Raw genomic sequence first — 26,902 nt, forward strand, 5'->3', positions numbered from 1 at the left:
CCTTAGTTATGGGCAGGGGTTAAAGTGTGGTTTTCTACTATACACAACCTGTTGGTTTAGGCAAACCTGCCATCTTACAAGCACCTTTAGCTGGGCCAGAAGGAAATAGCTCATAAATCTTTTTCAGTTTAAAACCAGTCTTTTTGCAAAGCACTCTGATCATAGGAGCAATACCATTTTGTTTATAGTAGTCCTGTAAGAAATGGATTACTTTCCAGTGTTCATCAGTTACTTCTTTGATTCCTTCTAATTCCTTTATGTACTCTATCCATTCTGGGCACCAAACATCAATACCACCTGCCAAAAATCCATCCTCATCTACTTCAAATTTCGTTCCTTTGTACTCTACTACCGGCATTTACCTTACCTCCTTTCAAAATTTTCTGGGCGAGTTTAGCACAACACAATGAGCTTTGTCAATAGTTTAATCACTAAATTTTCCAAAATTTAATGTCTTATTTTTCAAAAGGCCCATAAATTGAGGATTTTAGAAAATATCTTTTCTATTTTACTATTCAAATTGAGTTAAAAATGAGTAAATTGTTTATTTTCTATTTTTTATTGAGGCAAACCAATCTATTTGATGACAGATGCCTCTAATTACTTTCACATCACTCACTGTAAGTGGGACTTTACCAAAAAGACGTTTCATGACTTGATAAGTATGGGCTTTTTCCCCTCCAAGAACAAAGCCTATTTTAGATAGGGAATTTATCAAATGTTTATACATTTCCTCTAATTCTTCGGTTTTAGCCAGAAGAGGTAAGGCCTGTGATACCTTTCCTTCTATTTGATGGTAATACAATTCATATAAAACTACACCTACTGCCTGTGCCAAATTCAAAGAAGAATGCTTGGAAGATGTGGGAATAGTTATTATACTGTGACATAAATCCAATGCTTCGTTTGTTAATCCTGTTCTTTCAGGTCCAAAAACCAGGGCAATTTCATTTTTCTGTGACAAAGAGGTTAAAAAAGGAAGGATTTCTCTAAGAAATAGTGCAGGTCTTTTATATCTAGTTCTAGCAGTAGTTCCTATAATATAGTGAAACGAAGCTATTGCATCTCTTAAATTTTGAAAAACTAAGGCCTGGTAGAGAACATCCTTTGCTCCCTTAGCACGGCTTAGGGCTTCAGGATGTAATGGAGAAACCAGAGGATTGACTAACACAAGAGATTTAATATTAAAATTTTTTAAAATCCGTGCAGTTGCTCCAATATTGCCTGCAATAGCTGGAGCAACTAAAACTACATGAAGCCTATCCAGCTTAAGGGAATACATTAATCCTGTTTTGGCTGTTTTTCTCTTCCTTCTTTTACGGTGTCTTTAATGCTTTGATATATTTCTTTAAAATATTTAGAAAAACCAGAGGGAGAGATTCTTCCTGTTTCAATAAATTTTATCACCACTTCTTTCACTACCTTTAAAATTTTTTCTTCATCTGATGTCATTTTTTTCTCCTCTAGAAAGCCTCTGCTGAAAAACGGAAGAAGGCCATACAAAATTCAGCAGAGGCCTTTGTGAAGAGATACCCCTGAAGGCACCCCTTCTCAAAAATACTTATATAAATTAAAATTAACCAAGTCAAGGAGGGGAAATGACTACAGGATATATTCCAAGTTATATAAAAGCTAGTTCTACTGGGGAATTAAAACAAAAAATTAAATTAGCTTATGAAATATTAAAAAAATGCACTTTATGTCCGCGTGAATGTAAGGTCAATCGGTTACAAGGAGAAACAGGAATATGTAAGACAGGAAAATTGCCGGTTATCTCTAGTTATTTTCCTCATTTTGGAGAAGAAACACCTTTAGTAGGAAGATATGGTTCTGGCACCATTTTTATTTCATACTGTAATTTGCTATGTATTTATTGTCAAAATTATGAAATCAGCCATTTGGGTGAGGGTAGGGAGGTCTCTTTGGAAGAATTTGCCCAAATGATGCTTTCGCTTCAATATGTGGGTTGCCATAATATCAATATTGTCACTCCTACTCATGTAGTGCCTCAGATTTTAGCAGCTTTGGAGATGGCGGTAGAAGGTGGGTTAAATATTCCATTGGTTTATAATACCAGTGGTTATGAGAAGGTAGAAACTTTAAGGCTCTTAGACGGGATTGTGGATATTTACATGCCTGATTTTAAATATTGGGATTCACAAGTAGCAAAAAAATATTCCCATGCTCCAGATTATCCAGAAGTGGCTCGCAAGGCGTTAAAAGAAATGCATCGCCAAGTGGGGAACTTGAAACTCAATTCTAATGGAATAGCCGAAAAAGGTCTTTTAGTGCGGCATTTAGTTCTCCCTCATGGATTGGCAGGCACCAAAGAAATTATGGAATTTATTGCTAATGAAATTTCCCCTAACACTTATGTGAATATCATGCCTCAGTATAGACCATGCGGTAAGGCCTATCAGGATTCTCTTATAAATAGACCTATTACCATGACAGAATATAGAGAGGCTATAAGAATAGCTTTAAAAGCAGGTCTCACCAGATTAGATAAAAGGCATTTTTAAATGGGAAAATCTTGGGGTGTTTCAAATTCAATACCTACCTGATAACTATCTTTTGATTTTTGTCTCATCCAAACTACTTTGCCTTTTAAGTGAAAAATTTTTTCCTTAATTGCTATATCCATTTCAATGGGAGTAGAAGGTTCTATTTTATTAACTATTTCTATTAATGCTCCCTTTTTGCTCAAATTCAAAGTTTTACCCATACCTTCTGTAGCATTCTTTGGAGATAAACTCATATAAAAGATTAAATTTATACTTTCTTTGCGTTTAGCCTGTCTTCTTTCTTTAAAATTGTTCTTTTCCATTACTCCATTATTACTTTTTTTAAAGACAAAGTCAAATTTTTATGAGTGTATATTACCTTTTCCTGAAGATCGTAAGTTCATAAATTTTGTCTATTATTGTCTAAGTGCTTTTAAGGGGGGTGAAGAGGCGGCTAAGAACGCAGGATAACTTCCAGCCATAATCCCTAAGGCTAAACTGATACCCATGGCCAAAATAAGATAAATAACATTAAAGATTATGGGTAAATTAGCAACTAAACTCACGATCAAAGCAATTATTAAACCCAAACCTATTCCCCCCATTCCTCCTAAAAGAGAAATAAATGCTGCTTCTCCTAAAAACTGCCATAAAATATGTATTCTTTTGGCTCCTACCGCACGGCGAATGCCAATTTCTCTCTGTCTTTCGGTTACTGATAAAAGCATTACCGCAAATATGCCCAGTCCTCCAACAGTGAATGAAATAATAGCTGCCATTTTGCTTAATACAGAAACAAGGTCAAGCCCCTTTTGTTTAGTTTTGGCAATATCTTCTAGCGAGTAAATGCTAAAATCGTCCTTTTCCATACTGGTAAGTCCATGCTGTTTGCGCAACAGCTTTTTGATTTCTTCTTTCAAGGCCTCCAGGTTTATACCCTCTTTGGCCTGTAAGTAAAGGGCAGAAATATAATCTTGATTCAAAAGACGTCTTAGGACTGTTTTTAAAGGGAGATAAACCACTTGGTCTAGGTTATCTCCAGCCAAGTCTGTACCCTTTTCTGCTAATACCCCGATGACTTGACAGGGTACACGCCGGATAAGGATTGTCTTTCCAAATGCATTCTTGCCTTCAAATAAGGTTTTCCATGCCTCATATCCCAAAACTACCTTTTTACTTAAGTATTTTTCTTCCTTTGAGCCATAAAAATGTCCTTCTAACAATTTAAGGTTTCTTACCTTGGCAATATTACTGGTGGCCCCTACAATTTTCATGGTTGTAATTTGCTGTTTATAACGTAAGGGGTAATTAATTTCCACAATGGGTACAATTTCTTTTATTCCTTTTATAAATTGTTTGATAGCTATAGCATCCCTTAATTTTAAAGTCTGCGCGGTACTGAATTGTCTTACACCTCTTCCTGTGACATGCACTTCTCCTGCTCGAATAATAAGGAGATTAGGGCCAAACTTATCCAATGTTTCTTTTACCTTTTGGTTCATAGCAGAAGAGATGTTTCCTACCGCAACCAAGGAGAAAATTCCAAATAATACCCCAAGCATGGAAAGAATAGTGCGTTTTTTATAGGTCTTAAGAAACTGAAATACGCTTTTTAAAAAGAAAAGACGTGTCATCCTCTTATAGCTTCTATGGGATTAATGCGAGCAGCATTTAAGGCAGGACGTAGGCCAAAAGCAATCCCTACACCCAAACTTAAGCTAAAAGCCACTAGCCATATTTTTGCCGAAAAGACCATAGGGATTTCACCAAATTTTTCCAAGACAATACCGCCAATAAGGGTTACCCCTATTCCTGCAAATCCTCCTAATATGGTGGTAAAAATAATTTCCAGTAAAAATAATAGGGCAATATCCTTTTGCCTTGCTCCATAGGCCCTTCTGATACCAATTTCTTTAATCCTTTGTTTAATGCTTAAATAAGCTAAGTTGGCCAGAATAAAACCTCCTACAATCAAGGCAATAATGCCTGCACTTCCCAAAAATAGCACTAAACTGCCAGAAATTACTTGTAAAATCTTTCTGACCTCAGCCGAAGTGAACAGAGAAAAATCATCTTTTGCCGAAGCTCCAAGTTTATGATTGTGCCTGAGCAACATCCTGATATTTTCTTTTGTCTGTTCCAAATCAAGGTGTGTTCTAAGACGCAGGGCAGCGATATATCTATCTTCGTTTAAGATCCGTCGCATTAAGGTAGTAATGGGTAAAATAATTCTATCGTCTATGTGCTTGCGTCCAATTGCTCCTCCTCTGGCTTCCATTACCCCAATGACTTTTAAAGGCAATTTTTTGACCAAAATAAATTTGCCTAGAGGATTTTCATCTGGAAATAGCTCTTCTTTTATCTTTGCGCCAATAAGACATACTGCCCTTTTTTGGGCCACATCATTTTTACTAAAAATAACACCATCTGCAGGATACCACTGCCAGCTAGAAAAATAGAGGGGAGTAGTTCCTACAATAAATGTTGACCACTTTTTATTTTTATATTTTACAATGTCTCGGGTAAAATGCATGGGTATTACTTCATATATACCAGGGATATTTTCTTTAATGTCGTTTACATCCTTCCAGGTTAAGGTTTGGGTGCGCATTCTAATAGTTACTCTTTCTCCACCAGGGACGATTAAAATAGCATCAGGACCAAACATTTCAAAGATTTCATTTACCTTTTTATTAGCTCCATCTATACCACCAATAATCAGGGCAATGGCTCCAATACCTAGGGCGATACTTGAAACAGAAAACAACAAACGTAATCTATAAAAGGAAATGGCAGATAAGAGCTGTTTAAGGGTGAAAAATATGCGATATGCCAGTAATGAATAGGTCTGTTTCACTTTAATCCACAATACGTCCGTCTTTCATTTTGGTAATTCTTTTTGCCTTGGCTGCCATATTGGGGTCATGAGTAACCATAACTACTGTTTTTCCTTCTGCATTGAGCTTACTAAAAATATCCATGATTTCTAATGCTGTCTCTGTGTCTAACTGCCCAGTAGGTTCATCAGCAAGGATGATTTCTGGCTCATTTATCAAGGCCCTGGCAATGGCCACCCTTTGCTGTTCTCCACCTGAAAGTTGAGAAGGCTTACTTTTATATCGCTCCTTTAATCCCACCTTTTCTAAAAGATTTAATGCCTTCTTCTGAAGATGGCTTACAGACTTGTGACTGTAAAGTAAAGGTAAAACCACATTTTCTAAGGCATTTAGGTATTCAATCAGATAAAATTGTTGAAAAACAAAACCAACATAGGCATTCCGTAGCTCAGAAAGGTGGTCATCGTCCAGATGGGCAATCTTTCTTCCCATAAGAAAATATTCCCCTTCAGTAGGTTTATCCATCAAACCAATAATGTTTAAAAGGGTGCTTTTACCTGAACCTGAGACGCCCATAATGGCTAAAAATTCTCCCTTTTCCACCTCTAAATTTATATCTTTAAGCACCTCAATTTCTCTTTCTCCAAGCTTATATATCTTTTTTATTTTTCTTAGAGAAATTATAGAAGTTTTAGACATATTTAACAGGTTTTTAAGGTGATAAAACAAATTTTAAGGCTACCTTTTCTCCTTCTTTCAGACCCGAGAGTATCTCTATTTCATTTTCTCCTCTTAACCCAATCTTCACTTTAGTAAGAATAAGCTTATTATCCTTTACCTTATATACCACAGGAATACCTTTCTCAAATTTAAGGGCTGCATTAGGAATGAGTAATGCATTTTGTTTTTTCTTCGTGATAATCCGGGCATGAACTGTCATTTCAGGTCTAATAAGCCGAGCATCTTCTGGAGAAACCTTGACAATGGCCAGGTAATACACAATATTTTCTTTTACTTCAGGCTCAGGGTAAATAGTAAGAATCTTTCCGTGAAACCATTTGTCAGGATAGGCATCCACATAATAAAGCACTTCCTTGCCTGGACTAACAGTGCCTATATCTGTCTCGTCTACATAAAGCCAAACTTCCAGTTTGGTAGGGTCAATTAAGCTAATCAAGTTAGGTGCAGAAAGACCTGCTACCACTGTTTCACCCTGTTGAGTGGTTACTTGAGATACATAGCCAGAAATAGGGGCATATATCTTGGTATAAGAAAGCTCTACCTCCAGGCTTTTAGTTTTTTCTCTTTGAGCATTGATTTTTGCCAATAAGCTATGGCGTTTTTGTTTATATTCTTCCTTTAAGCGATTGAGTGTTTCTAATGCTACCTGATAATCTGCCCACTTCACATCTCTTTCTTTTCTGGCCTGGTCTACACTATCCTGAGTAGTAAATTCTTGTTTTAAAAGGATTTCTTCACGGGAAAGATTAAGGACGGCATAATCATACCGAGCCTTGGCTGCCTGGACTTTAGCTTCTTGCTCTTTGATTTGCAATGGATAAGTAGCATCAATTAATTGTAATTCAGCCTGCAGACTTTTTAAAGTAGCTTTGGCACTATTTAAATTAGCTAATATTTCTCTATCATCAATCAAGGCAAGAAGTTCGCCCTTTTTCACAAAATCTCCTACCTGGTAAGGCAGATAAGTTAAGAGACCGGTAGCCCGTGTGCCTACCTTAATTAATGCCCCCACTTGGGGCTTAACAATACCTGTTTCTTCTACAAAGGCAGTTATAGGGCCCCGCCATACCCTAGCAGTCTTTAAAATCTTCGGTTTAGAGGATTTAGGAAATAAAATGTAAATAATAACACTGCTTAATATAACTATTAAGATACCCATAAAGATTTTTTTCATCAGAACTCCATTACTCTGTAAGGTTAGTAAAAATGGCTCTTTCTAAAGCACTTATGGCAATGTTGTAATTCAACAGTTGTTGTGCCCAGTCTACTTTACTTTGGACTAAATTCAATTCAGACTGAATTAAAGATATAATATCCCCTTTGCCTACCTTGTATTCTCCATAGGCCTGGTCATAATTTACCTGTGCCTCTTTTACCAACTCTGAGGCTATTTGATAATTGGAGAAGGCCAGCTCCAGGTCCTTATAGGCCTGATACACTTCCAGACGAATTTGCCTTTTTATTTCTGCCAGTTGTGCTTTGGCTGCCTGAAGGGCTTGTCTTTGAGCAGTAACTTTATGATATCGCCCAAATCCATCAAATATATCATAGGAAAGAGTAACGGAAACTACTGCTTCTTTTTCATTAAACTTGGGGTCGTTATCATACCGATAATAACTCAGTTGAGTATCCAGCTTGGGATAATAATTACTTTTATATTCTCTGATAGCTTCTTTAGCCTTTTTGGTTTCTAGGGCCTGCCTTTCTATCTCTGGTCTCCTTTGAGAAGCTAATTCTTCTAATACAGATAAGTTAGCATTAATCCACGAAGCTTTAAGTTTTCCTTCTAACTTTGTTTTTTTATCTAGAGACCAGCCTATTAAACTATTCAATTCAGCAATAGCCTTTTCTAATGCCTTTTTCGCTGTTATTGTTTCCATGCGCGCATTGGTATATCTCACTTGGGCCTGGGTCACATCAGATAACATAGCCAGACCGGCTTTCCTTTTAGCTAAGGCTAATTCATAATTTTTCTTAGCGATTTCTTCAGCTTCTTTTCTAATCTGCAAAATTTTCTCTTTGACTAAGGCAGTATAAAAGGCTTCTTTTACCATATAGTTTAAATCATTCTCTATTATCTTAATATCTGTTTGGGCTTGATCAAAAGTATGGAGGGTTTGTTCTTTTATACTATAGCGATAACCACCATCAAACAGCCGATAATTGAGGGTCAACCCCAGAGTGCATTGGTTATCCCATAATCTTCCAATGGAATTTACAGAAGACTCAAATGTCCTTTGGTAAGAAAGGTCAGAGGAAAGTGTGGGGAAATAAGGGTCAAAACTGGCTTTATAAAGAAAACGGTTTTGTTCATATAAATGACGTTTTTCCTTTAAAGGTGGATATACTTTTTTGGCCAAAGAAATAGCCTCTTTTAAAGTTAGTGCCTCAACAGTAAAACAAAGACCGATAGCCAGAATAAGCGTAATAGATAATATCTTTAGAAGATTTATCCCTCGCATTTTCACTCCCCACCCCAAAAAGAATGGCCGATATGTTGTTGTTCTGCACCCAAGGCTATATTCTCATCCTCAATGAAAAATCAGATAGTAAATTTTTCTCTGGATAATGCTTTACATTGCGGGTGATTATTTTTAAGTTCTTTTCCTTTGCAGTTGCCATTATAAGACAGTCAATATCCGAGAGTGTTATACCCCTTTTTCTATAATCTCTGTAAAATTCAGCTCCCATTTTTATAATTTTCCCGTCTAAATTCAATATCTCAATAGAACTAGCGAAGACTTCCACAGATTTATATTGCTTTTTAGAATAACTCCCTTTCAACAGCTCATAGTATGTAAGAATGCTTATAAAATACCTGTCCTTTTCTGAAATTTTTTCAAATAATTCTACGGCAAACTCTCTATTCTTCAAAAAATCAACGCATACATCAGTGTCGATTATGTATCCCAATTTTTCATTCTCCTCGCGCTTGCCTTTTTGTTTTCTTCTCTGATCCTGTTTACGAACTCTACGCCGTCTTCCTCAAAGTCTTCCCACGAACCTGCAAGAGATAAAAGTTTCTCTCTTTTTTTCTTTTTTATGAACTCCTTTAAGGCCTGGTTTATTGTTTGACTAAAGTTTTTTGAAAAGCCTACAGCCTCTCTATATATATCCTCAGATATAGAAACCGTCTTTTTCACAACAGCCATTTTATACCCCCTGCTTTTTAGCATAGTAATACTTATTAGTAATCCTGTCAAGTAAGGCAATAAGGTGAGAACAAAAAGAAATATAAATATGAGGAGGCTATAAAGAAGGAAGGGGAGGAAGGCTTGACAGGGTGTTGAAGGCTAACAAGAACAAAATATTATCCACTGGTATTTTTTGTCAGAAAATAAAAAGGCCAGGTAAGCCTGGATTCAAGATTCAAAACTGCTCCTTTTAATTTATTTACCTTTAGAACTCATAGGAATAATAAACCCGTTTTATGCCTTTTCTATGGGCATATTCTTCCACATCGGGCTGGGTAAGGTAATCATGTGTGTTACTAAAATGGGAAAAATTTCTTCCTTGAATACTTCTTCGAGCCTATTAAGTTTTTTTCTTCTTTAACTGAGGTTCAAGCCCTTCCAGTTTTTTGATTAAGGCAATGTTTATCGGCATAATTTATGTTAAAAATTTTCACGGCTTAAGTCAATAGTGACCTGACCCCTCTAGGCAAGATAGAGGAATATGAGATAGGTAAATTTTGAACAGGACATGGCTTAAACTTTAATTGGAAAATAAAGGAAACACAATTACCATATTATCCTCACACCTTTAAACTCTTGTATTCTCCTCTCCGCTGATATAAGGGGAAGTGAAAGGACACGAGAAGTAGCTACAATAAGCTGGTCAACAGGGTCCTGATGAAAGCCTTGCAAGGAACAACTTTCTACACATATCTCTGGTTCAAGGTGAGCCACCAGTATTTCACATTCAAACAAGGAACGCTTTATCCAACTTATTAGGGGGATAGAAAACGCTATTCTATTCTTCTCTACTAGCTTAGCCAGCTCCCACATAGAAATAGCAGAGATCCATTTTCTTTTTGCCTGCTTCACTGCCTCTTTAGCCTTCTTTGAAAGGTTTTCATATTGCTCTATGCTTATCCATATCCAGATATGGGTATCAAGAAGGATGTCTCTCACTTTAAAACCTCCCAATCACCTTCAGCCACAGGAGAAATAATATCACCAATAAATATGACACTCTCTCTAAGAGGAACTTCTTTTTCTTTTGAAGACTCTATCGCTCTTATTTCAGCAATAGGAACACCCCTTTTTGTTATTATCACCCTCTTCTTCTGTCTATGGATTTCCTCAAGTATTCCCAAACATTTGGCCTTAAATTTAGAAATAGCAATGGTCTCCATTACAGTTTCCTTCTTAATTTAACTATGGTAATTTAACCATGGTCAAATATTACAGTAGTTAATTTGAATATACAAGACTTTTGGTGTCAAAAATAATAGGTGGTATTTGTCAAATCTCTCCTAATTTTTCCTCCCTGCCTGTTCCCTGCCCGACGGCAGGCGGGCCTGCCCGACGGCCGTGTCTGCCGACAGGCAGGCAGGTGGGGGGGCAGACAGGATTGCCTTGTTAAAAATACCCTTCTCCAAAAATCAATCGCGGATGTTGGATTGCATAAAGGTTTCATCTCTGACAAACTTTACAATATATCATGGAAGATAATTAAAGAAATTGGGGGATAGAGGGGGTAAAGATTATCATTTTACTGTCATTATAGAAAAAGAAGAAGGTGGATTTCATGTCTCCTGCTCCCAGGATGTCACACTCAAGGGGAGACATTTGAAGAAGCAATGAATAACATAAAGGATGCAGTTAAATTATATTTAGAGAGCCTGTTAGCTCATGATGAATCAATACCTGAAGAGGACATAACGATAAAACCATTAAAGGTGATCTCCTATAATTTCTGTAAAAAGAGGGTGGCCTTGGGATGCCCCCAAATTTTGGACACTGTTAGTGTTAGGGGGTCGTTATAACGACCCCCTAACTTGGACATCACCAATGTTAGGGTTAAAGAATCTTTTATTCTCTGCCTTTTTCCCATATTTCCTTTGGTGTTTTGTATCCAAGTGCACTGTGTAATCTGCAAGTGTTGTAATCCTCTATCCAGTTGTTTATCTTTTCCCTTGCCTCAAAAATATCACTAAATATCTCTCTATTCAAGCATTCAAGGCGCAAAAGCTTGTGAAAGCTTTCCATATGACCATTATTAAATGGCTGTCCAGGTGGTATCACTTCCTCTTCTATATTCCATCTATGTATAAGTGCCTTGAAATGTTTTGATTTAAATTCAGGCCCATCGTCACGTCTTATCATTTTGGGAGGCCCGTATAGTCTAAAAAGTTCTTCAAGATGCTCAGATACAACTTTACCACTAATACTAAAGCCAACCACAGGCTCAAATGCCCTCCTGGAATAAACATCTATTACATTGAACACTCTAAAAGCCCTTCCATTTTCGAGACTGTCATGGATAAAATCCATTGCCAAAATTTCTCCGGCATAGGTAGCAGGAGCAGGATTGAATTCTTTTTGCCTTGTCTTATGCCGCCTCTTGCTCTTAAAGAAACCATATCTATTAAATCCCTCTTCTTTCCAAATCCGATAAACCTTTTTGTGATTTACATTAAAACCCTCTTTCTTAAGAAGCACAGTAATTTTTTTGTAACCATAAGTTTTATAAATCATGGCTAATTGCCTTATCCTTTCCCGTAAAATCTTATCTTTAGAAAATTTAGTTGTTTTATAATAAAAGGTTGAACGAGAAATCTCTAATCTCTTAAGTATCACACTTAAAGAAATACCTTTAGGAGAAATCTGTTTACTTATGCTATGTATTCTTTTAGCTAACATGTGTTTTTCCTCTAGGTTAGAAGTTTTTTTTAATAAGTTCTGTTAGTGTTTGTATTTCTAATTCTTTTTCAGCTAAAAGTCTTTTAAGTCTTGCATTTTCTTCCTCAAGAGCTTTGAGTCGTTTGGCTTCAGAAGCAGAAAAACCCTTGTATTTTTGTCTCCAGCGATAGATAGTTTGTTCTACTATTCCATATTTTCTAGCGACAAACGCCACAGAGTTACCTGGAGTTTCAGCTTCAGCCAAGATACGAATGATTTGGTCAATACTAAATCTATTTTTCTTCATAGCCGCTCCCCTTAATCCTAACATTTTACATGTCCAAAAAATGGGGAGCAATCCAGCCTGGGTTATAATAGATAAATTTGAGAAAAAGGAGGCCACCTATGAAAAGGAGGCCACCAGGTCAAAAGATGCGCAAAGCTGGAAGCATTGTTAATTTGTATTTGGCTACCTTTTTACAGGAAATTTGGGATTTGATCAGAAAATAATATAGCTCCGCCTATCTTTTCATCTCCTTGTTGAAGAAATCAATCGTGGATTTTGGGTTATCTTAGGCTTTGACTAATTTAATTATTTCCCCAATCCAATAATAGCTACCCCACAGGCGATTAAAATCATCCCTATAATCTGGGCAATGCTCAAGCTTTCACCCAGAAAAAAGGGGGCAGTTTTAAGTGGGAATTAATACTTGCGAAGTGGAAATGCAATCATTCATAGAAATTTTCTTTTTTAATCATAGGATAATGTTTCTTATTGAGTGTCCACAGTTTAAAATTGTTGACTATGGAAGCAGCAGGACATTGCTTTTATCAATTTATTCTTAATCTCTTTGTTTTTTCTTAAAACCCAAATGAGAATATCAGTATCTAAAATTATCAAGTCTTGTGCCCTTTCTTATGTTTCTAATGTAAGTTTCTGTATCAAATTTCCTATCCTGCCACAAACCGAATGCCTCATCAATAGATGATAAAATTTTTTCTTTCTTATTTGGCATTAGATTTTCTCTCAAAATTTGCCTTATAGTTTCTGATATGCTTCTTTTGCTTCTATTTTTAAGTTCAAAATACAGGTCATCACTTAAATAAATTTGAGTTCTTTTCATTGCCTATATCTCCTAACACATATATACATCGTTATAATACATTTTGCAAGAAAATAAACAATTCCTAGTAAATTTTGACAAATGTGAAAATGCGAATCTTATTGTTGTTGTAAAAGCAGGTATTCATGTATGATGAAGCTGTATAGATAGGCTATAATATAACAGAAACAATATTAAAATTAGAAAAAGTATGTATTGCCATCACTCCATAGGTCAGGAATAATTTTCTGTTAAGGCATTAAAGAGTCTGATTGAAAAATACCAACCAGACGAACCAGCCATTTTCATAGATGACCCCAATGATTGTTTCAGTGATTTATTTATTCCATAACCTCACAGACCTTATAAACTAATATTCTCTAACCATCCTCTTTGTTTTAAAAGCTTAAGAACTTGTTTGATTGTGCTTTTTACACTCAATTTTTCGGTATTAAGGATTATATCAGGGTTTTCTGGCTCTTCGTAGGGAGAGGAAATGCCTGTATAGTTTTTTATTATTCCTCTCATAGCCTTCTGATAGTTGCCCTTTGGGTCCCTTGCAATACATTCCTCCACTGAACATTTTACATATATTTCTATAAAATTATCGTTTTTAAAACGCCTTTTAATATATTCTCTGTCTTTTTTAAAAGGAGAGACAAAGGCAGTAAGCACTATGAGACCTGCATCTACCATCAACTTTGAGAGTTCGACAATCCTGCGGATATTTTCTCTTCTATCCTCCTCGCTGAACCCAAGGTCTGCATTCAGGCCATAGCGGACATTGTCACCATCAAGCACATAACACTTAACTCCTTTATCAAAAAGGACTTTTTCCACTCCATGGGCTATAGTGGACTTCCCAGAAGATGGGAGCCCTGTAAACCATACAAGACCACTCTGATGCCCATAGAAAGTGTTCCTGTCTGCTCTTGTTACAAATCCCTTCTGCCATACGATGTTGTTTCCCTTAATTTTGTTATATAGGCTATCCATTATGGAGCTCTATTACTATCTGGTATATTTGTTCTGTCTGGTCTATATGCGTGAGGTGTGAAGTATAAAATGGGAAAAGTTCATTTATTCCTCCTTTGCCCTTGTTTTTCAAACGGATTTATGATTTTTAATTTAAGGAAGTTAAGGATTTCTTTTGTTTTATCTACCGAAAAATTGAATTTTCTAAGAAGTACATTTATAACTTCATTGACAACCTGGATGGTTATTAATGGTCTTTTTCTAATTAAATCTTTTGCTATTTCTTTTTCATGTCCTTTTTCACCAAAGGCATATAAAATTATGTTACTATCCAAAAATAATTTATCTTTCATGTATTTCTTCCCTATTAAACTTAAATAGACTTAAGTCCAGGCTGTATTTGTCAAAAAATTTGTCTACCTCATCCACAAATTTAATTTTTACCTTGTATTTTTTCAGGATTGATTTATAGAAATCTAATAGCTCTTTCCTTGCTTCTTCAGGCAATATTTCAAGGTCAAGATATTTTTGGTTTACTATTTGCATTTTAACCTCCCATACCAGTTTTTATATTATCTTTTTAAACTAAACACCTTCTTTAGTAAAGCCTTTTGGTTGATCTGTCTGGTTCATAGGTGTGAGGTGTAAAGCGGAAGGAATTGGGGTCAGATACTGTGGTGAAAGTCAAGCCCAAAATTTCTCCCCTTTGGGAATTTTAAATGACCAATGACAAACTATAGAAAAAGTATTGAAAAAATATTAAAATGTTTAAAATTAGAAAATTATGAAAAACAATAAAAAACTACCAAATTTTTTAATTGTAGGTGCTGCAAAAGCGGGAACAACAAGTTTATATTATTACTTAAAGGAGCATCCAGAAATATATATGAGCCCGATAAAAGAGCCTAAATTTATCACATCTAATTTTTTAAAATTCCCTTTTAAAGGGAGAGGTGATGAGTTAATAGAAAGAAATATTGTTAAGATATGGGAGGAATATTGTTCTTTATTTAGAGAGGTTAATGATGAAAAAGCTATTGGTGAGGCAAGTGCTGATAATCTTTATTACTATGAGCAAAGCATACATTATATAAAAAAATTTTTAGGAGACGTAAAAATAATAATTATTCTTCGCAATCCTATTGAAAGAGCTTTTTCTGCATATATGCATCTGGTAAGAGACAACAGAGAATTTTTAACTTTAGAAGAGGCATTGGATCAAGAGGAAAATAGAAAAAGACAAAATTGGGAGTTTATTTGGTACTACAAAGATGTAGGGTTTTATTACAATCAGGTTAAAGCTTATCTTGAAAGCTATTCTAAAGTAAAAATTTATCTTTTTGATGATTTGAAGAGAAATCCTTTAGACTTGGTACAAGATATATATAGATTTTTAGAAGTCGATGATTTATTTGTTCCCTCAAATATTGGAGAGAAATTTAATATTTCAGGAGTTCCTAAAAATAAATTGATTAATGAATTTTTAACAAGACCAAATCCTTTAAAATCTGCTATCAAACCGTTAGTTAAGCTGTTTTTATCGGAACATAATATTCAAAGATTGTATAATGAACTTTTGCAGAGAAATCTCAAAAAGCCTCAAATGAAGCCCAAGACACGAGAATATCTTAAGAATCTTTATAAGAAAGATATATTAAAATTGCAAGATTTAATAAATAGAGATTTAACCCATTGGCTTAGCTAATAAAATGCTTAACTACATAATAGTAGGTGCAAAATTTGTGGGTCCGGTAATACCAGAGAGAATAGCGAATAAGTTCTGCTTCCCGCATTCATTTTTTGAAGTTAAAAGAGCCATTACCAGCCTATTGTCAATATGAGAATATGAGTAAGAAATTTATAGTTTCATCCGTATGCTTGCAAGTGATAGAGACATTAGAGCTCAAGGAATCCATGTGAGCAGAGTATTAAAAGAATATAATGAAGATGCCTATTAAGGGCCATCTGGTGAATGACAGAACCTAGAAAGTTGTCTTGTGCGTAAGCTCAGTTAAATCATTTTAATGCTTTCCATTCCCCTTTTTACACACACATCCATATTTAAATATTTATATTCTGCCAATCTGCCTATAAAAAACACCGTTTTCAATTTTTTAGCCCGATTTTTATATTTTTCATACATCTCCTGAGTTTCTTTTTTAGGAATAGGATAACAGGGAACATTTTTATCTATAACATGGTCTTGAGGATATTCATAGCAAATGCTGGTTTGGGAGTGTTTTTGACCGGTTATGTGTTTAAACTCTGTAATGCGTGTAAAATCAAACTCATTTGGGTAATTCACTACTGCTACAGGTTGAAACCATTCCTGGTTTAAAGTCTTGAAAGCAAAATTCAGGCTGCGATAGGGTAGGGGACCAAATTGATAGTCAAAGAAATAATCAATGGGACCTGTATAAACCATTTTGTTAAATTTAATATCATTGATAACATTTTTGTAATCGGTATTCAAAACCAATTCAATGTTTTTATGGTTCAACATCCTTTCAAACATCTTTGTATACCCATCTTTGGGTATGCCTTGATAAGGGTCAGTAAAATATCTATCATCACGATTAAAACGGATAGGAATGCGCGCCGTTACATCTGGACTCAATTTTTTTGCTTCTATCCCCCATTGTTTCAAAGTATAATTCTTAAAAAATGTTTCATAAAGAAACCTACCCATTCTCGCAACAACCATATCTTCAGCATTTTTAGGCTTCTCTATAGGCACTCTATTCTTCTCAACCCAACTTTGCATTTCTCCCTCCGTAAAATGGCGTTCAAGAAGTTGCTCCAATGTTTTAATATTTACAGGAAAGGAAACAAGCTTTCCATCTACAAAAGCCAAAACCTTGTGAGTATAAGGCAACCATTTGGTAAAATTAGAAAGATAATCCCACACTTTTTTATATTTTGTGTGGAAAATATGAGGACCATATTTATGGACTAAAATCCCCACTCCATTATAATAATCATAGCAATTTCCACCGATGTGCTCTCTTTTTTCTACTATTATGACCCTTTTGTTCATCTCCCTAGCCAAAACTGCGGCTGCCGTAATTCCTGTTATTCCAGCTCCAACAATACAAACGTCATACATAGCTCACTTTCTCTTTTTTACACAGGCCTTTTAAAAAACCAAATATAAATCCAACAGAAAACTTTGCCATATTAATATTTTTAAAAGTTGGATAGATTATTCGACATAACCATCTAGCCCCATTTATGACTAAAAGGATTTTTAAATAAAAAGGATATTTTGATTGAGCAAAAGAATAACCCACAGCTTGTGGTTTTTTTAAATCTTTTACAATAAATGGTGGATGGTAATATTGAATTGCATCAGTCTTAATATATTTATAACCTTTTGCTAAAAATCTTATGGCAAATTCTACATCTTCCTGGCCAATAAAATTATTATCAAATCCTTTTAATTCTATCAGACACTTTCGCCTATAGGCCATACAGCGGTTTGTGAAAAAGTATGGGTCATGATAGCTATATTTAGGTTTGATTAAACAAAAAGAAGCATTGCCTTTTGGGATGACAGCCATAAGAGATGCATCTATTTTAAAATAATTATAAAGATTACTTAAAAATTGAGGTTCTAAAATAACTGTATCATCATCCAAAAAAAGAACAATTTCCCCTCTAGCTTTAGAAATTCCATAATTACGCATATAACCCATTTTACCATGATTAGTTGAAGGAGCGAAATAAGAAATATTTAATGAATAAAATTCATCCTTTAAATTTCTGCCTAATTCTGTGCCACCTTTGTCTTCAATAAGGATTACTTCAAAGTTTTTTTTATTAAATTTCTGCCATAAAAGACAATTTAATATGCTTTTTATTAATGAAATTCGTTTCCAAAAGACAAAAACACAGCTTATTTTATAACAGTCTTCTTTTTCCCATTCCCATAAATCGCCTTTTGGAGGATTTTTTAATAGGGTTTTGAGAATTTTCTCTCTCATCGGTCATGCAGATTTTTTATATTCATAATTAATAAATTGCCAGAGCAATTCCAGCCAAAAAAAGAACAACAGCCATCCACAAATGATGGTCTTTGATAAGGGTTTCTATGGGGTCTCCTCCTTTTCCTACTAAAACTAGTTTAAGATAACGCAAAATTCCATAGGCAGCAGGAATGGCAGTATAAATTAAATGATTTCCCTTTTCCACTGCATAAATTACATACATCACTAAAGAGGAAGCCCCGGTAGTAACAAGACATAGATTTAAATACTCTAGGTCATAATCTGATAATACCGCACGGTGTTTTTGAGCCTGCTCTTTAAGTAGGACTATTTCTGCCCGTCTTTTCCCAAAGAAAATAAGCAGAGATATAAGAAAGGTTCCCATAAATAGCCAGGAGGAAACTGTTATTTTAGTAGCTATCCCTCCTCCTGTTATTCTTAATAGATAACCAAAAGACACAATAAATATCTCTAAAAGGGGAATGCGTTTTAAAAAAACAGAATAAGAAATATTTAATAATATATAAATGCCTATAACTATAAAAAAATCTCTACCTAGATTATAAGAGAAACAAAAAACCACAATTAAACATATTACCGCTAAAATAATTGCTTGAAAGACGGAAATATCCCCTCTAGCTAAAGGACGATTTTTTTTAATTGGATGATTGCGGTCAGCATGAAGGTCTAAGATATCATTAACAATATATAAACTACTGGCACAGAAACAAAAACTAAAAAACGCCCATAGACTTAGCAAAAAAATCTGTTTTTCTAAAATCTTTCCAGCAAAAAAGACAGGGGCAAAAACCAGTAAGTTTTTCACCCAGTGCTTAATCCGTATTAATTTTACCCAGGAGCGCATTAATAGCCTCTTTTACTTCATTTACACTGATTTCCTGCATACATCTGGCATCATAAGGGCATGGGGGTGTGTAACCAAACTTGGTGCAGGGACTACAGGGAAGATGTTTATTTATAATAATGCTTTTACCGTCCCTTGGTGCCCATTTTTCTTCTATACCTGGCCCAAACAAGGCCACAACAGGTGTCCCAACAGCTATAGAGAGGTGCATAATTCCAGAATCAGTGGTCAAAAGCAACTTTGTCTGTGAAAGTATCTGAGCAGTTTCTAAAATAGACACCTTTCCAGCCCGATTTATATGCCCTTTTAAACCTTCAATAATATAATCGGCTGTTTTTTTATCTTGTTTACCCCCAACAACTACCACTTTTATTCCATTTTTATTCAGCCATCTTGCAATTTCCCTAAATCTTTCTTTAGACCACTTTCTCTCTTCAATACTTGCTCCAGGAAAAATAGCCACCCATTGTGTATCTTTTTCCAATTTTATTGAGCTATTTTTAATAGAAAAAAACGGCCTTTTTATATTAATTTCAATTTTTCCCATTATGGGTTCAAGTAATCTTAAAAAACTAAAGATTTCATAATCTTTATGACTGTAAGAAATGGGGTGAGTAAAAAGCCTTGTTCTTTCATTGGTAGAAAATCCTATCCTTACAGGTGCTCTGGTAAGATAAGCCACCACTGCTGAAAGACGGTGCCATTGCTCGGTGTCTATAACCAAATCATATTTTTTCTTCATGGCCAAAAACAGTTCTAAATTTCTATCATAAAGAAAGACCTTTTTAAGGTAAGAAATTCCCTCAAAGATGCCAGCATTCCTTCTTTCAGCTAGGATGTAAATCTCAGTTTGAGAAAAATAATTATGCAATACATTCAAAGCAGGTAAAAGCAAAACTGCATCTCCAATACCTCCTGGGCGAATGACCAGGATTTTTTTGGGTGGAAAACGGCTCTTTAAATCCTGTTTACCAAAAATGGCACAGAGTTTAACTGCCAGAGGACCAAAAAAACTATCCAATTTTTTCAGTCCATAAATATGTCCCCATGACATGTTTTAAAGAATACCTTCATGAGTTTTCTTTCTAATTTTCTCTAACCATTCTGCAGCATGACCAGCCAGTTCGGTCCCAGGATTGCTCTCAATCACTTTTATGAAATATTTTTTTGCTCTGGGATAATCTGCGGTTATCCAACAAATTATTCCCATCTGATAATAAGCAGGTTGATACTTTTTATTGAGTTTTAAGGCCATCTGAAAATTATGCCTTGCCTTTTTCAATAACTTATCATCAAATATTATTTCATTGTGGGATATAATCTTTTTAGCTCGCTCAAAATACCAGACTCCAAGACCATAATAAGCCTGATAGTAGGGATAATATTCAATGGCCTTTTCATACCACTCCTTAGCAAGCTCAGGCCTTGTTTTAAAATAAGTCTTAATATAAATACTTCCTAAACCTGTAGCCACAATGGCCTTATATAATTTTATTTTATCTTCATTGATAGATACTTCCTTTCCTAGAAAAAATGGCATATTCAGACTTTCTTTAAACTGCTTAATGGCCTCTGTTACCTTTCCTTCTTTATAGAGAGAAATCCCATACCAATGTCGGGGTAGTCCAAATTCAGGGGATTTTTTCACTGTATCTTCCCATAATTTAACATTATCTGTCCAGATTAAATGGCGTTTATATGTAGTCCAACCAAAGGACAACAAAATAGCCAGAACAAGAACACTGACTAATTTGGGTTTCCTTAAAAACGCTTTTTGCATTATATAACCCAGAAAAAGACAAAAACCCATTGAAGGTATGTATAAATACCTTTCAGCGACCGGTGTTGCACCCAAACCACCCCAAACCACACATACTGCAGGAGCCAGAGTTAACAACCACCAAAAAATGGTTAGCCCCAGATTTGTTTTTCTTTTAAAAAAGGCATAAATGCCTAAATAAAGAATTAAAGCCATGGTGATTATAGAAAAAAAATTAAATAAAATATTATCAGGTAGCTTCCCGATGAAAAAATTCAATCTAAATGGGAACAAAGTTTTATACATATAAAACCCATAGGCCTTTATTGCCAAAAAAATAGAATTGGTTAGACCATGATGTTTTATAGCAGGCAAAATGATTGTGGTGATAGCAGATTGACGCAAATACAAATAAACAATCCCTAAAATGAGAAACACAAAAAGGCTATAAAGATAAATTTTCCTTTTTTCTGTCAAAAAGGCATATAATGGACATAAAATAAATAAAGTCATACCTATCTCTTTAGCCCCAGCAGAAAAGACAGCAAACAAAAAAGCCATTAAAAAGGCCCTTTTGTCTTTGTATTTCAGGTAATAAACGAAATTGATAAAACTAAGCAAGAAAAACAAACCACAAATCAAATCAGTGCGACCAGCAATCCAGCTGACTGATTCGGTATGCACAGGGTAAAGGGCAAAAAAAATCCCAGCCATTAAAGCAAGTGTTTTATTTTCCCATAGTAATTGAGCAAGCACAAAGAGCAAAATACAGTTACAGAAATGTAAAAGGACGTTTGTCAGGTGATAACCTAAAGGATTATAATGCCACATAAACTGGTCTATTAGGAAAAACAAGCTGACTACTGGACGATAGTACTTTCCACCCCACCGGGTAAAAAAACTATAATTTCTTACGGCGTTTATTTCTTGAGTAATGATTTTTTCATCATCCCAGACAAGAGGGGCCTTGAGTAAGGGGAGATAAATATATAAGATTGCCAGGAATATAAGCCCAAGGAGAAATATGTTTCTCTTTTTAGATAGATTAATCAACACTTTATCTCTACTCAGATATTACCACAAACCGAAAAAACTGGCAAAATCATCTCTGGCCTCCTCAAATGCAAAGATGCAACCCCTGTTTAAAAAAGGCCAGGTGGACCTGGCCTTTTTGAGTCTGAATTAACTAACTATTACTTAGCAGTCCAAGTAGTAGTTGGTGAACCACCACCATTAGCGCCAGCAAATTCGTCAGTCGCGGTTGTCACAGTAGGAATAGTCAAACCACTAGGAAAGGTGCCTGTGCCACCAGCGGCAATTGTTCCAGTCCCTGGCCAATTGGGATTTCTCACCCAGTAAATAGTGGCATCATTATCTCCATCCACACCATAGGCAGTATCACCATCTATATGGATGGCCACACATTGATAAGTCATATTATTTGTACCTTCGGTACTGCACCGAACAATGCAACCAGCAGCCACTTCATAAGGTTGAGTACCAACAGCACTTGTTACCGCATTTGTACCGGTAATCACTCCACCAGCGGATGAGACTGAGGCTGGGGCAAGAGGACCACCTAATATGGTTCCACCTCCACTACCGCCAGTAGTACTAGTAAGGGTTAAGTTATTAGTAACACCATAACAATCAATCTGTTCCTGCACACTTGCTTCTGCATTCCTGCCCAATTGAACCTGGGCAATGGCCTTTTTGTTTCTGGCCTTCATGACATACGCCTTGTACTGAGGCACCGCAATAGCTGCTAAAATAGCAATAATGGCCACCACAATCATCAACTCAATCAGGGTAAAACCTTTTCTGTTTTTCATCTTTGTCAACATTTTTTTCACCTCCTTTCTTTCTTAATAACCATTTACTATTTACTAATCACTATTTACTAATTACTGCCTTTCCATCACCTCCTTTCTTTAAAATTTAACTGCTTCTTTTGGCTGTAATAATATAAAGCAAATCTCATGCCAAGATAAAATGTGCTATTTTAAAAGGTTTTTGTTTTTTAAAGGGGTTTAAAGGTGACTATTTTTGTCTATAAAATGACAATTTTAGGCATTAATGCCACCCAAAACTTTACACTATAATAATGCCTGCATTTTTAACCCGCTCAAGGACATTTTTTTTGGCAAAATGAGTAATAATGATGGGGATTACTGTTTTACTAATTGTACCTTTTTTAACCTGAGACTAACGAAAAATAATTAAATATGGTCTAAAAAATCCAAATTTCAAAATCCAAATGCCAAATGAAATCCAAATGTCTAAATGCCAAAACATTAAATCAGTGAGTAGTGAAATAGTGAGGGAATGAAATAGTCAAATGTAGTGGAATTGGGGTCTAACCTACAAAATACAGTTAAGAAAATAGAAAACGGAAAACAGAAATTCCCAGTTTCCATTTCCAACGTGTAAACTTGCCAACTTTCCAACTTGCAAACTTTGTTCTTGTTTAAATTTTAAAATTAAACTATAATTAAGCAAAAGTGAATACAGGAGATAAATATGAATAAAAAGGCCATATTTTTTTAATTATCTCTTTTACTTTTTTATCCGCCTCAGCCCTCCTTGCTCAAGATGGCTTTACTCAAAAAGACAGAGAATTATTGATTGAGTTAAAAGTAAAAATGGGAGAGATTGATAAAAGATTTGAGCAAATGATGGATTTTTTAAAAATATTGTCAGCTATCTTTACTAGTTTAGTCATAGCAGTAATTGGTTTTGCTTATTGGGATAGGCGCACAATCATTAAGAACGTTCAAACGTGCTAACGTGTAAACGTGCATAAAGAAGGAAAAGAGGAAATGGGAAAAGGAAAACAGAAAATAGAAATTCCCATTTCCCAATTCCCATTTCCAACGTGTAAACTTGCCAACTTTCCAACTTGCAACTTTGTAATGCCTCAATCAAAATGACTAAGGACTAAGCACCAAGGACTAAGGACTAGGAACTAAGCACTACGCACTAAGGACGTCTCATCGTGCAAACGTGTAAACGTGCTAACGTTCCAATTTGACAGAAGACGATTTTGCATTTTTCAATTTGCATTCTGCATTGAGCCATTGCGCTTAACATTTGGATCTCCGTTAAAATTACTTTGACGAAGTCCTAGGATATAGGCTTAACGAAGCAATCTGCTAAGCCATTGTCTTGGTGTCTATTTTTTGATATTTTTTAAACTATGCCTGCTAATTTACCCCCTCAATATTTTAGTGCAGAGAAAAAATACCGAGAGGCCAAAACCCCTCAGGAAAAGATTTCTGCCTTAGAAGAGATGCTTACCATCATGCCCAAACACAAAGGCACAGATAAACTGCGTGCGGCTTTGAGGAGAAAACTGGCTCAGTTTAAAAATGCCTTGGAGGCAAAGCGAAAGACCAAAAAAGGTCTTAGTTATGTGATAGAAAAACAAGGGGCAGGTCAAGTAGCCATGGTGGGTCTGCCTAATTCAGGAAAGTCTTCATTGGTGAAAAATCTAACCAAGGCCACACCCGAAGTAGCTGATTATCCCTATACTACCCGTATTCCTGTGCCTGGAATGATGGATTATGAGGATGTTCAAATTCAGCTTATAGATTTGCCTCCATTAAGTGAAGATTATATGCAGCCCTGGCTGGGTGATATTTTAAAAAGGGCAGATTTATTATTAATTATACTTGATTTGACTCATGACCCTTTAAACCAATGGCAGAGAGTATCAAAACTTTTAGGTAAGTTTAAAATTACGGTTTCAGAAAGAAACAGGGGTGCTGGTTTTTTTATAAAAAAGGCAGTGGTAATAGCCAATAAATTAGATATACCTGAAACTCAAGAAATCTTTAAGATTTTTAAGTCATTCTGGGAGGAAAACCTGCCTTTAATCCCTGTTTCTGTGAAAGAAGAAAAAAACCTGGATTTGGTTTCTAAAGTTCTTTTTGAAAGATTGGAGGTAATAAGGGTTTATTCAAAAGCACCAGGGAAAAAACCTGATTTAACACAACCTTTTATTTTAAAAAAGGGAAGCACAGTTTATGAATTTGCAGATAAGGTTCACCACCATATAGCCGCTAATTTGAAGTTTGCCCGTATTTGGAATACTCAATTAAAAGGTCTCAGGGTAGAAAGAGAATATGTGCTTAAAGACAAAGACATTGTGGAATTGAGGACATGATTAAAATAGATGGAAGTTTTGGAGAAGGTGGGGGGCAGATTTTGAGGACTTCTCTGGGTTTAGCAGCATTATTACAAAAGCCTGTGCATATTTTTAATATCCGCGCCAAAAGAACAAAGCCTGGATTACGCCCACAACATCTGGCCTGTGTAAAGGCTATTCAAAAAATTACTAAAGCAGAAATTAAAGGGGCAGAGGTTGGTAGTAAGGAACTGGTTTTTATCCCTGAGGGTATTTACCCTAGAGAATATGTGTTTGATATAGGCACGGCTGGTTCTACCAGTTTGGTGTTTCAAAGTATGCTTTTGCCTCTGATGATAGCTCAAAATTGTTCATTAATCAGGATAAAAGGAGGAACACATGTGCCCTGGAGTCCTCCCTTTCACTATTTAAGATATGTGTTTGCACCCACATTGGCTGATTTGGGTGTGAAAATAAAATTAAATATAAATAAATGGGGTTTTTATCCTGAAGGAGGGGGAGAAATAGAAGGAAAAATTTATCCATCTCAAACATTGAAGGCAAAAAATTGGTTAAAACCTCCTGTATTTTCTCAGTTAAAGGCCATTTCTGCCTGTTTAAATCTAGCTGAGCATATTAAAAAAAGGCAGGCAAATACCTTAATAAATCAATTAGAAAAGATAGGGTTGAAAGCAGAGCTTAGAGAAGAAGAGGCAAAAGGAAGAGGGAAGGGGAGTTTTTTATTCTTATGGATTGATGAACACATAAAAGCAGGTTTTTCTGCCTTAGGAGCTAGAGGAAAGGCTGCAGAAAAGGTGGCAGAAGAGGTCTTTAATAACTTTCTTTCATATTATAAAAAAAAGGTGACTTTGGACCCTCATCTTTCTGACCAGATAGTCCCTTATCTCAGTCTGGCTCAAGGTAAATCGGAATTTACTACCATTGTTTCTTCTCACTTACTCACCAATATCTGGGTAATAAATCAATTTTTAAAAAGAAAAATAACATGTAGTGGTAAAATAGGGCAGGTGGGGAAGGTGGAAATTGTTTAAAAAAGACACCTCACGCATTACAGACCGTAAATCGTAAAGTGTTAAAAATAACGCCTTACACTTCACGGATTTATAAATATTGGATTAGACCCCAAAGTTGTGCTAAAAAGCTTTACTGGAGAAAGTATTTAGTTTATAAAAACGATATAAAAGCAATTTTGGAGGGTAAAAGTGTATTATAAAACAAAAAAGCTTGATATTGACTTTGAAAACTTACCTGAAGAGGCAATAAAGGAGCTGTATAATTTTTACGAATACATAATTTACAAATATGGTAGGAAGAAAAAAGTAAATTTAAATGAAATAATGAAAAATATTGATAAATTAAGTTGGCAAATGGGAGAAAAGCTTTACAAAACTAGAGATGAACTTCATGAAAGATAGAGTTTTCTTTGATTCAAATATCATAATTTATTTGTTTGATAAATCAGAAAAAGATAAACATGAATTAGTGAAATATTTATTTTATAAGAATTTGCAAGAGAATATTTCTTACATAAGTACGCAAGTTATATTTGAATATAAATATTATAGGTTTAAATACATGTTATAAAGCTGTGGATTTAAGACTTAGGCATAAGTACTCCTATTGGGATAGTCTCATAATAGCCTCGGCCCTAGAAAACGACTGCTCAATTTTATACACAGAAGACTTACAGCACGAGCAAGTGATTGAAGGTAAATTAAAAATCATAAATCCGTTTGAAAAACAAGGGTAAAGGGAAAATAAATGAACTTTTCCTACTTCACGCCTTACAGACCGTAAAGAGTAAAGTGTTTTAAAAATCCAAATTTCAAAATCCAAATGCCAAATGAAATCCAAAGGTCAAAATGCCAAAACATTAAATCAGTGAGTAGTGAAATAGTGAGGGAATGAAATAGTCAAATGTAGTGGAATTGGGGTCTATAATTAAAAGTGAGAGTAAAAAATAGGGAATGAAATTAAGAAGCCTTCTTTATGTGATATAAATGATAAATGGCTAGGGGAACATTTGTGGCTAACGGGGTCAGTCAATAATGTTGAATTATTGTGACTCGGTTTGAATTGCCGGATGTTCTCCTGCCAATACCCTGTCTAATGGAAAGGTGCCTTTAAGTGGCTATTATA

The 26,902-nt window shown here is 35.3% G+C and carries 31 protein-coding genes; 6 read left to right on the plus strand and 25 right to left on the minus strand.

The genetic code is table 11. From position 1 onward, the window contains the following. Positions 1 to 37: 37 nt before the first annotated feature. The 3 genes from HS1_RS00450 to HS1_RS13275 form a co-directional block, all read right to left on the minus strand. Positions 38 to 358 (minus strand): TusE/DsrC/DsvC family sulfur relay protein, encoded by a 321-nt coding sequence (locus HS1_RS00450; protein WP_066060203.1) that lies wholly within the window; start codon positions 356 to 358, stop codon positions 38 to 40. Positions 359 to 544: 186 nt separating this feature from the next. Further along, the gene (locus tag HS1_RS00455) at positions 545 to 1,282 is read right to left on the minus strand and encodes an RNA methyltransferase (protein ID WP_066060205.1); all 738 of its coding nucleotides are present in this window, start codon (positions 1,280 to 1,282) and stop codon (positions 545 to 547) included. Beyond that, complete coding sequence (locus HS1_RS13275; protein ID WP_172793620.1) at positions 1,282 to 1,452, minus strand: hypothetical protein; 171 nt, start codon at positions 1,450 to 1,452, stop codon at positions 1,282 to 1,284. Before HS1_RS13275 ends, HS1_RS00455 begins: the two co-directional genes overlap by 1 nt. Before the next feature lie 146 nt (positions 1,453 to 1,598). Here HS1_RS13275 and HS1_RS00460 point away from each other — a divergent pair, with 146 nt between their 5' ends. After that, positions 1,599 to 2,522: a radical SAM protein gene (locus HS1_RS00460; RefSeq protein ID WP_066060207.1), complete on the plus strand. Its 924-nt coding sequence runs from the start codon at positions 1,599 to 1,601 to the stop codon at positions 2,520 to 2,522. Here HS1_RS00460 and HS1_RS00465 read toward each other — a convergent pair. The 10 genes from HS1_RS00465 to HS1_RS00510 all read right to left on the minus strand — a co-directional run bounded on the left by HS1_RS00465 (position 2,519) and on the right by HS1_RS00510 (position 10,439). Next, positions 2,519 to 2,827, minus strand: coding sequence for a PilZ domain-containing protein (locus HS1_RS00465; protein WP_066060209.1), 309 nt, complete (start codon positions 2,825 to 2,827; stop codon positions 2,519 to 2,521). The two genes, HS1_RS00460 and HS1_RS00465, sit on opposite strands and share 4 nt — an antisense overlap. 93 nt (positions 2,828 to 2,920) lie before the next feature. Continuing rightward, positions 2,921 to 4,138, minus strand: a complete 1,218-nt coding sequence (locus HS1_RS00470) for an ABC transporter permease (protein WP_066060210.1) — start codon at positions 4,136 to 4,138, stop codon at positions 2,921 to 2,923. Continuing rightward, positions 4,135 to 5,361: an ABC transporter permease gene (locus tag HS1_RS00475; protein WP_172793621.1), complete on the minus strand. Its 1,227-nt coding sequence runs from the start codon at positions 5,359 to 5,361 to the stop codon at positions 4,135 to 4,137. Before HS1_RS00475 ends, HS1_RS00470 begins: the two co-directional genes overlap by 4 nt. A gap of 1 nt (position 5,362) precedes the next feature. Then, positions 5,363 to 6,040, minus strand: coding sequence for an ABC transporter ATP-binding protein (locus HS1_RS00480; RefSeq protein ID WP_066066336.1), 678 nt, complete (start codon positions 6,038 to 6,040; stop codon positions 5,363 to 5,365). Between the two features lie 13 nt (positions 6,041 to 6,053). Then, positions 6,054 to 7,256, minus strand: coding sequence for an efflux RND transporter periplasmic adaptor subunit (locus HS1_RS00485; RefSeq protein ID WP_066060214.1), 1,203 nt, complete (start codon positions 7,254 to 7,256; stop codon positions 6,054 to 6,056). Between the two features lie 10 nt (positions 7,257 to 7,266). Continuing rightward, a complete protein-coding gene (locus tag HS1_RS00490; RefSeq protein WP_066060216.1) occupies positions 7,267 to 8,544 on the minus strand; it encodes a TolC family protein in 1,278 nt (425 codons plus the stop codon). Positions 8,545 to 8,599: 55 nt separating this feature from the next. After that, complete coding sequence (locus HS1_RS00495) at positions 8,600 to 8,995, minus strand: type II toxin-antitoxin system VapC family toxin (protein ID WP_066060218.1); 396 nt, start codon at positions 8,993 to 8,995, stop codon at positions 8,600 to 8,602. Then, a complete protein-coding gene (locus tag HS1_RS00500) occupies positions 8,983 to 9,234 on the minus strand; it encodes a type II toxin-antitoxin system CcdA family antitoxin (RefSeq protein WP_066060221.1) in 252 nt (83 codons plus the stop codon). The genes HS1_RS00495 and HS1_RS00500 overlap by 13 nt, the downstream gene beginning before the upstream one ends. Before the next feature lie 588 nt (positions 9,235 to 9,822). Then, positions 9,823 to 10,215 (minus strand): type II toxin-antitoxin system VapC family toxin, encoded by a 393-nt coding sequence (locus HS1_RS00505; RefSeq protein WP_066060223.1) that lies wholly within the window; start codon positions 10,213 to 10,215, stop codon positions 9,823 to 9,825. Continuing rightward, the gene (locus tag HS1_RS00510) at positions 10,212 to 10,439 is read right to left on the minus strand and encodes a type II toxin-antitoxin system Phd/YefM family antitoxin (protein ID WP_066060225.1); all 228 of its coding nucleotides are present in this window, start codon (positions 10,437 to 10,439) and stop codon (positions 10,212 to 10,214) included. Before HS1_RS00510 ends, HS1_RS00505 begins: the two co-directional genes overlap by 4 nt. A gap of 447 nt (positions 10,440 to 10,886) precedes the next feature. Here HS1_RS00510 and HS1_RS13725 point away from each other — a divergent pair, with 447 nt between their 5' ends. Beyond that, the gene (locus tag HS1_RS13725; protein WP_420886044.1) at positions 10,887 to 11,072 is read left to right on the plus strand and encodes a type II toxin-antitoxin system HicB family antitoxin; all 186 of its coding nucleotides are present in this window, start codon (positions 10,887 to 10,889) and stop codon (positions 11,070 to 11,072) included. Between the two features lie 46 nt (positions 11,073 to 11,118). On the opposite strand, the gene HS1_RS00520 is transcribed toward HS1_RS13725, so the two are convergent. The 6 genes from HS1_RS00520 to HS1_RS00545 all read right to left on the minus strand — a co-directional run bounded on the left by HS1_RS00520 (position 11,119) and on the right by HS1_RS00545 (position 14,552). Then, on the minus strand, positions 11,119 to 11,949 hold the full coding sequence (locus tag HS1_RS00520) for an IS3 family transposase (RefSeq protein ID WP_066060228.1): 831 nt from the start codon (positions 11,947 to 11,949) through the stop codon (positions 11,119 to 11,121). A gap of 16 nt (positions 11,950 to 11,965) precedes the next feature. Then, positions 11,966 to 12,259, minus strand: a complete 294-nt coding sequence (locus HS1_RS00525; RefSeq protein WP_082757749.1) for a transposase — start codon at positions 12,257 to 12,259, stop codon at positions 11,966 to 11,968. Positions 12,260 to 12,809: 550 nt separating this feature from the next. Continuing rightward, entirely contained in the window at positions 12,810 to 13,052 is a 243-nt protein-coding gene (locus tag HS1_RS00530; RefSeq protein WP_066060231.1) for a ribbon-helix-helix domain-containing protein, read from the minus strand. 342 nt (positions 13,053 to 13,394) lie between these two features. Further along, entirely contained in the window at positions 13,395 to 14,027 is a 633-nt protein-coding gene (gene cysC / locus HS1_RS00535; protein WP_066060233.1) for an adenylyl-sulfate kinase, read from the minus strand. Between the two features lie 80 nt (positions 14,028 to 14,107). Then, on the minus strand, positions 14,108 to 14,359 hold the full coding sequence (locus HS1_RS00540) for a PIN domain-containing protein (protein WP_066060236.1): 252 nt from the start codon (positions 14,357 to 14,359) through the stop codon (positions 14,108 to 14,110). Next, positions 14,349 to 14,552 (minus strand): hypothetical protein, encoded by a 204-nt coding sequence (locus tag HS1_RS00545; protein WP_066060237.1) that lies wholly within the window; start codon positions 14,550 to 14,552, stop codon positions 14,349 to 14,351. Before HS1_RS00545 ends, HS1_RS00540 begins: the two co-directional genes overlap by 11 nt. Before the next feature lie 238 nt (positions 14,553 to 14,790). Between HS1_RS00545 and HS1_RS00550 the strand changes: the two genes are divergently transcribed. Beyond that, positions 14,791 to 15,711, plus strand: coding sequence for a sulfotransferase family protein (locus tag HS1_RS00550; protein WP_066060238.1), 921 nt, complete (start codon positions 14,791 to 14,793; stop codon positions 15,709 to 15,711). A 306-nt stretch (positions 15,712 to 16,017) separates the two neighbouring features. On the opposite strand, the gene glf is transcribed toward HS1_RS00550, so the two are convergent. The 6 genes from glf to HS1_RS13730 all read right to left on the minus strand — a co-directional run bounded on the left by glf (position 16,018) and on the right by HS1_RS13730 (position 22,460). Continuing rightward, complete coding sequence (glf, locus tag HS1_RS00555; RefSeq protein ID WP_066060239.1) at positions 16,018 to 17,112, minus strand: UDP-galactopyranose mutase; 1,095 nt, start codon at positions 17,110 to 17,112, stop codon at positions 16,018 to 16,020. Further along, positions 17,105 to 17,989, minus strand: a complete 885-nt coding sequence (locus HS1_RS00560; RefSeq protein WP_066060240.1) for a glycosyltransferase family 2 protein — start codon at positions 17,987 to 17,989, stop codon at positions 17,105 to 17,107. Before HS1_RS00560 ends, glf begins: the two co-directional genes overlap by 8 nt. A 28-nt stretch (positions 17,990 to 18,017) precedes the next feature. Continuing rightward, positions 18,018 to 18,857: a decaprenyl-phosphate phosphoribosyltransferase gene (locus HS1_RS00565; RefSeq protein WP_066060241.1), complete on the minus strand. Its 840-nt coding sequence runs from the start codon at positions 18,855 to 18,857 to the stop codon at positions 18,018 to 18,020. Further along, entirely contained in the window at positions 18,826 to 19,911 is a 1,086-nt protein-coding gene (locus tag HS1_RS00570; protein WP_066060242.1) for a glycosyltransferase family 9 protein, read from the minus strand. The genes HS1_RS00565 and HS1_RS00570 overlap by 32 nt, the downstream gene beginning before the upstream one ends. Before the next feature lie 3 nt (positions 19,912 to 19,914). Beyond that, entirely contained in the window at positions 19,915 to 21,672 is a 1,758-nt protein-coding gene (locus HS1_RS00575; RefSeq protein ID WP_172793622.1) for a hypothetical protein, read from the minus strand. Positions 21,673 to 21,809: 137 nt separating this feature from the next. After that, the gene (locus HS1_RS13730) at positions 21,810 to 22,460 is read right to left on the minus strand and encodes a pilus assembly FimT family protein (RefSeq protein ID WP_066060244.1); all 651 of its coding nucleotides are present in this window, start codon (positions 22,458 to 22,460) and stop codon (positions 21,810 to 21,812) included. A gap of 1,352 nt (positions 22,461 to 23,812) precedes the next feature. Between HS1_RS13730 and HS1_RS00585 the strand changes: the two genes are divergently transcribed. The 3 genes from HS1_RS00585 to HS1_RS00595 all read left to right on the plus strand — a co-directional run bounded on the left by HS1_RS00585 (position 23,813) and on the right by HS1_RS00595 (position 26,178). Further along, positions 23,813 to 24,781, plus strand: a complete 969-nt coding sequence (locus tag HS1_RS00585; RefSeq protein ID WP_066060245.1) for a GTPase — start codon at positions 23,813 to 23,815, stop codon at positions 24,779 to 24,781. Continuing rightward, positions 24,778 to 25,794 carry an RNA 3'-terminal phosphate cyclase gene (gene rtcA / locus HS1_RS00590; RefSeq protein ID WP_066060246.1) on the plus strand — a complete coding sequence of 339 codons (1,017 nt, stop codon included), beginning with the start codon at positions 24,778 to 24,780 and terminating at the stop codon, positions 25,792 to 25,794. The genes HS1_RS00585 and rtcA overlap by 4 nt, the downstream gene beginning before the upstream one ends. 171 nt (positions 25,795 to 25,965) lie before the next feature. Beyond that, positions 25,966 to 26,178: a hypothetical protein gene (locus HS1_RS00595; protein ID WP_066060247.1), complete on the plus strand. Its 213-nt coding sequence runs from the start codon at positions 25,966 to 25,968 to the stop codon at positions 26,176 to 26,178. The last annotated feature ends 724 nt before the right edge of the window (positions 26,179 to 26,902 follow it).

Origin of the sequence: Candidatus Desulfofervidus auxilii, assembly GCF_001577525.1 — a bacterium.
GTDB lineage: Bacteria > Desulfobacterota > Desulfofervidia > Desulfofervidales > Desulfofervidaceae > Desulfofervidus > Desulfofervidus auxilii.

Excerpts from the sequence above, each read along its gene's own strand:
- HS1_RS00470 (WP_066060210.1), bottom strand. The coding sequence starts at position 4,138 with ATGACACGTCTTTTCTTTTTAAAAAGCGTATTTCAGTTTCTTAAGACC.
- HS1_RS00550 (WP_066060238.1), top strand. The coding sequence starts at position 14,791 with ATGAAAAACAATAAAAAACTACCAAATTTTTTAATTGTAGGTGCTGCA.
- rtcA (WP_066060246.1), top strand. The coding sequence starts at position 24,778 with ATGATTAAAATAGATGGAAGTTTTGGAGAAGGTGGGGGGCAGATTTTG.
- HS1_RS00485 (WP_066060214.1), bottom strand. The coding sequence starts at position 7,256 with ATGAAAAAAATCTTTATGGGTATCTTAATAGTTATATTAAGCAGTGTT.
- HS1_RS00570 (WP_066060242.1), bottom strand. The coding sequence starts at position 19,911 with ATGTCATGGGGACATATTTATGGACTGAAAAAATTGGATAGTTTTTTT.
- cysC (WP_066060233.1), bottom strand. The coding sequence starts at position 14,027 with ATGGATAGCCTATATAACAAAATTAAGGGAAACAACATCGTATGGCAG.
- HS1_RS00480 (WP_066066336.1), bottom strand. The coding sequence starts at position 6,040 with ATGTCTAAAACTTCTATAATTTCTCTAAGAAAAATAAAAAAGATATAT.
- HS1_RS00465 (WP_066060209.1), bottom strand. The coding sequence starts at position 2,827 with ATGGAAAAGAACAATTTTAAAGAAAGAAGACAGGCTAAACGCAAAGAA.
- HS1_RS00500 (WP_066060221.1), bottom strand. The coding sequence starts at position 9,234 with ATGGCTGTTGTGAAAAAGACGGTTTCTATATCTGAGGATATATATAGA.
- HS1_RS00490 (WP_066060216.1), bottom strand. The coding sequence starts at position 8,544 with ATGCGAGGGATAAATCTTCTAAAGATATTATCTATTACGCTTATTCTG.
- HS1_RS00450 (WP_066060203.1), bottom strand. The coding sequence starts at position 358 with ATGCCGGTAGTAGAGTACAAAGGAACGAAATTTGAAGTAGATGAGGAT.
- HS1_RS00510 (WP_066060225.1), bottom strand. The coding sequence starts at position 10,439 with ATGGAGACCATTGCTATTTCTAAATTTAAGGCCAAATGTTTGGGAATA.
- HS1_RS13725 (WP_420886044.1), top strand. The coding sequence starts at position 10,887 with ATGAATAACATAAAGGATGCAGTTAAATTATATTTAGAGAGCCTGTTA.
- HS1_RS00585 (WP_066060245.1), top strand. The coding sequence starts at position 23,813 with ATGCCTGCTAATTTACCCCCTCAATATTTTAGTGCAGAGAAAAAATAC.
- HS1_RS00565 (WP_066060241.1), bottom strand. The coding sequence starts at position 18,857 with ATGCGCTCCTGGGTAAAATTAATACGGATTAAGCACTGGGTGAAAAAC.
- HS1_RS00530 (WP_066060231.1), bottom strand. The coding sequence starts at position 13,052 with ATGAAAAGAACTCAAATTTATTTAAGTGATGACCTGTATTTTGAACTT.
- HS1_RS00520 (WP_066060228.1), bottom strand. The coding sequence starts at position 11,949 with ATGTTAGCTAAAAGAATACATAGCATAAGTAAACAGATTTCTCCTAAA.
- HS1_RS00545 (WP_066060237.1), bottom strand. The coding sequence starts at position 14,552 with ATGCAAATAGTAAACCAAAAATATCTTGACCTTGAAATATTGCCTGAA.
- HS1_RS00455 (WP_066060205.1), bottom strand. The coding sequence starts at position 1,282 with ATGTATTCCCTTAAGCTGGATAGGCTTCATGTAGTTTTAGTTGCTCCA.
- HS1_RS00525 (WP_082757749.1), bottom strand. The coding sequence starts at position 12,259 with ATGTTAGGATTAAGGGGAGCGGCTATGAAGAAAAATAGATTTAGTATT.
- HS1_RS00540 (WP_066060236.1), bottom strand. The coding sequence starts at position 14,359 with ATGAAAGATAAATTATTTTTGGATAGTAACATAATTTTATATGCCTTT.
- HS1_RS13275 (WP_172793620.1), bottom strand. The coding sequence starts at position 1,452 with ATGACATCAGATGAAGAAAAAATTTTAAAGGTAGTGAAAGAAGTGGTG.
- glf (WP_066060239.1), bottom strand. The coding sequence starts at position 17,112 with ATGTATGACGTTTGTATTGTTGGAGCTGGAATAACAGGAATTACGGCA.
- HS1_RS00560 (WP_066060240.1), bottom strand. The coding sequence starts at position 17,989 with ATGAGAGAGAAAATTCTCAAAACCCTATTAAAAAATCCTCCAAAAGGC.
- HS1_RS00460 (WP_066060207.1), top strand. The coding sequence starts at position 1,599 with ATGACTACAGGATATATTCCAAGTTATATAAAAGCTAGTTCTACTGGG.
- HS1_RS13730 (WP_066060244.1), bottom strand. The coding sequence starts at position 22,460 with ATGTTGACAAAGATGAAAAACAGAAAAGGTTTTACCCTGATTGAGTTG.